General features: G+C 51.3%; 2 tRNA genes and 2 rRNA genes (1 of these 4 cut by a window edge). All 4 read right to left on the reverse strand.

Annotated features, from left to right (window positions below):
* A 23S ribosomal RNA gene (locus QUB26_RS31100) occupies positions 1-459 on the reverse strand; it reaches 2,445 nt to the left of the window's first position.
* Between the two features lie 217 nt (positions 460-676).
* Positions 677-749 (reverse strand) — tRNA-Ala (locus QUB26_RS31105).
* A gap of 94 nt (positions 750-843) precedes the next feature.
* A tRNA-Ile gene (locus tag QUB26_RS31110) sits at positions 844-917 on the reverse strand.
* Between the two features lie 116 nt (positions 918-1,033).
* Positions 1,034-2,533: ribosomal RNA gene (locus QUB26_RS31115) — 16S ribosomal RNA — on the reverse strand.
* Together the 16S and 23S rRNA genes with 2 tRNA genes alongside form the textbook arrangement of a ribosomal RNA operon.
* Position 2,534: the final 1 nt, after the last annotated feature.

Here is a 2,534-nt window from a genome sequence, read left to right on the forward strand (position 1 = left end):
AGTAGTATTTAGCCTTACGAGATGGTCCTCGCTGATTCACACGGGATTTCACGGGCCCCGTGCTACTCGGGATACAGTCACGCTCTTTTCTACTTTCGACTACAGGACTTTCACCTTCTCTGGTGCAGCTTTCAACTGCTTTGTCTAGCTTCAAGATACGTTAATTGACTGTCCCACGACCCCAGAAGTAAAAACCTCTGGTTTAGGCTGTTTCCCGTTCGCTCACCACTACTTGGGAAATCGCTATTGCTTTCTCTTCCTCCAGCTACTAAGATGTTTCAATTCGCTGGGTTCGCCGCTATCAGTCTATGTATTCAACTGATGCTTACTGGGTTGCCCCATTCGGACATCTCCGGATCAATGCTTGCTTCCAGCTCCCCGGAGCTTATCGTCGGTCGCCACGTCCTTCTTCGCCTCTGTGTGCCTAGGTATCCACCGTTAGCCCTTTGTAACTTGACCACTTGATTTTTTCATGGTGGTCGCTTGTCTGATGCTCCGATTTCTCGGATGATAGACACGCTTTGATGACTTAATTTCTATGCAGTTTTCAAGGTTCTGACTAGAGTTTTAGACTCCAGCATTCCGACTTCTTTTTTGACCTTCTTTGACAAAGTTAGTCTGGGTGCTGATTTCTATTTTTTTGGGTTTTTTTGGCGGTTGTGATAGTTAGTGAGAGTGGAGGTAAGCGGACTCGAACCGCTGACTTCCTGCGTGCAAGGCAGGCGCTCTACCAACTGAGCTATACCCCCACACTTGTAAGTTCTGATTTTGATTTTATGAGTCCTGAATTAATCTTTGATTATCCATTTCTCATTACTGACAATTCATCACTTTTTTTCCAGGTGGGCCATCCTGGATTTGAACCAGGGACCTCACCCTTATCAGGGGTGCGCTCTAACCAACTGAGCTAATAGCCCGCGAGTTCCGAACCAGTTAATAGTTTGAAAGCTTTGACATCTATTCCTCGAACGACCAGGGATGACTGACAACGACCTATATTTTAGGTTCGGTCTATTATCAGATGGTCTCCCTAAAAGGAGGTGATCCAGCCACACCTTCCGGTACGGCTACCTTGTTACGACTTCACCCCAGTCATCAGCCCTGCCTTCGGCATCCTCCTCCTTTACAGGTTAGAGTAATGACTTCGGGCGTGGCCAACTTCCATGGTGTGACGGGCGGTGTGTACAAGGCCCGGGAACGGATTCACCGCAGTATGCTGACCTGCGATTACTAGCGATTCCGCCTTCATGCAGGCGAGTTGCAGCCTGCAATCTGAACTGAGGCAGGGTTTACGGGATTAGCTCGCCCTCGCGGGTTGGCTGCCCTCTGTCCCTACCATTGTAGTACGTGTGTAGCCCAGGACGTAAGGGGCATGCTGACTTGACGTCATCCCCACCTTCCTCCGGTTTGTCACCGGCAGTCTGTTTAGAGTGCCCAACTTAATGATGGCAACTAAACACGAGGGTTGCGCTCGTTGCGGGACTTAACCCAACATCTCACGACACGAGCTGACGACAGCCATGCACCACCTGTGTTCGCGCTCCCGAAGGCACTCCTCTCTTTCAAGAGGATTCGCGACATGTCAAGTCCTGGTAAGGTTCTTCGCGTTGCATCGAATTAAACCACATACTCCACCGCTTGTGCGGGCCCCCGTCAATTCCTTTGAGTTTCACACTTGCGTGCGTACTCCCCAGGCGGGATACTTAACGCGTTAGCTACGGCACTGTCCGGGTCGATACAGACAACACCTAGTATCCATCGTTTACGGCTAGGACTACTGGGGTATCTAATCCCATTCGCTCCCCTAGCTTTCGTCCCTGAGTGTCAGTTATGGTCCAGCAGAGCGCCTTCGCCACCGATGTTCTTCCTGATCTCTACGCATTTCACCGCTACACCAGGAATTCCCTCTGCCCCTACCATACTCTAGCTGTTCAGTTTCCACTGCCTTTCCGAAGTTAAGCCCCGGTCTTTGACAGCAGACTTGAACTGCCACCTGCGGACGCTTTACGCCCAATCATTCCGGATAACGCTTGCATCCTCCGTCTTACCGCGGCTGCTGGCACGGAGTTAGCCGATGCTGATTCCTCTGGTACCGTCAGGTTGCTTTCACAACTTTCTTCCCAGAGAAAAGGGGTTTACAACCCAAGAGCCTTCTTCCCCCACGCGGTCTTGCTCCGTCAGGCTTTCGCCCATTGCGGAAAATTCCCCACTGCTGCCTCCCGTAGGAGTCTGGGCCGTGTCTCAGTCCCAGTGTGGCTGATCGTCCTCTCAGACCAGCTACCGATCGTCGCCTTGGTGGGCTTTTACCCCCCCAACTAGCTAATCGGACGCGAGCTCATCTTCAGGCTATAAATATTTTCCCTTTCGGTTCATCGGGGCTTAGCAGTCGTTTCCAACTGTTGTCTCCGTCCTGAAGGCAGATTCTCACGCGTTACTCACCCGTCCGCCACTAAGTATTTCTACTCCGTTCGACTTGCATGTGTTAAGCAGACCGCCAGCGTTCATCCTGAGCCAGGATCAAACTCTCCGTGTTG

The organism is Microcoleus sp. B4-C1 (assembly GCF_036705285.1).
Classification (GTDB): Bacteria; Cyanobacteriota; Cyanobacteriia; order Cyanobacteriales; family Microcoleaceae; genus Microcoleus.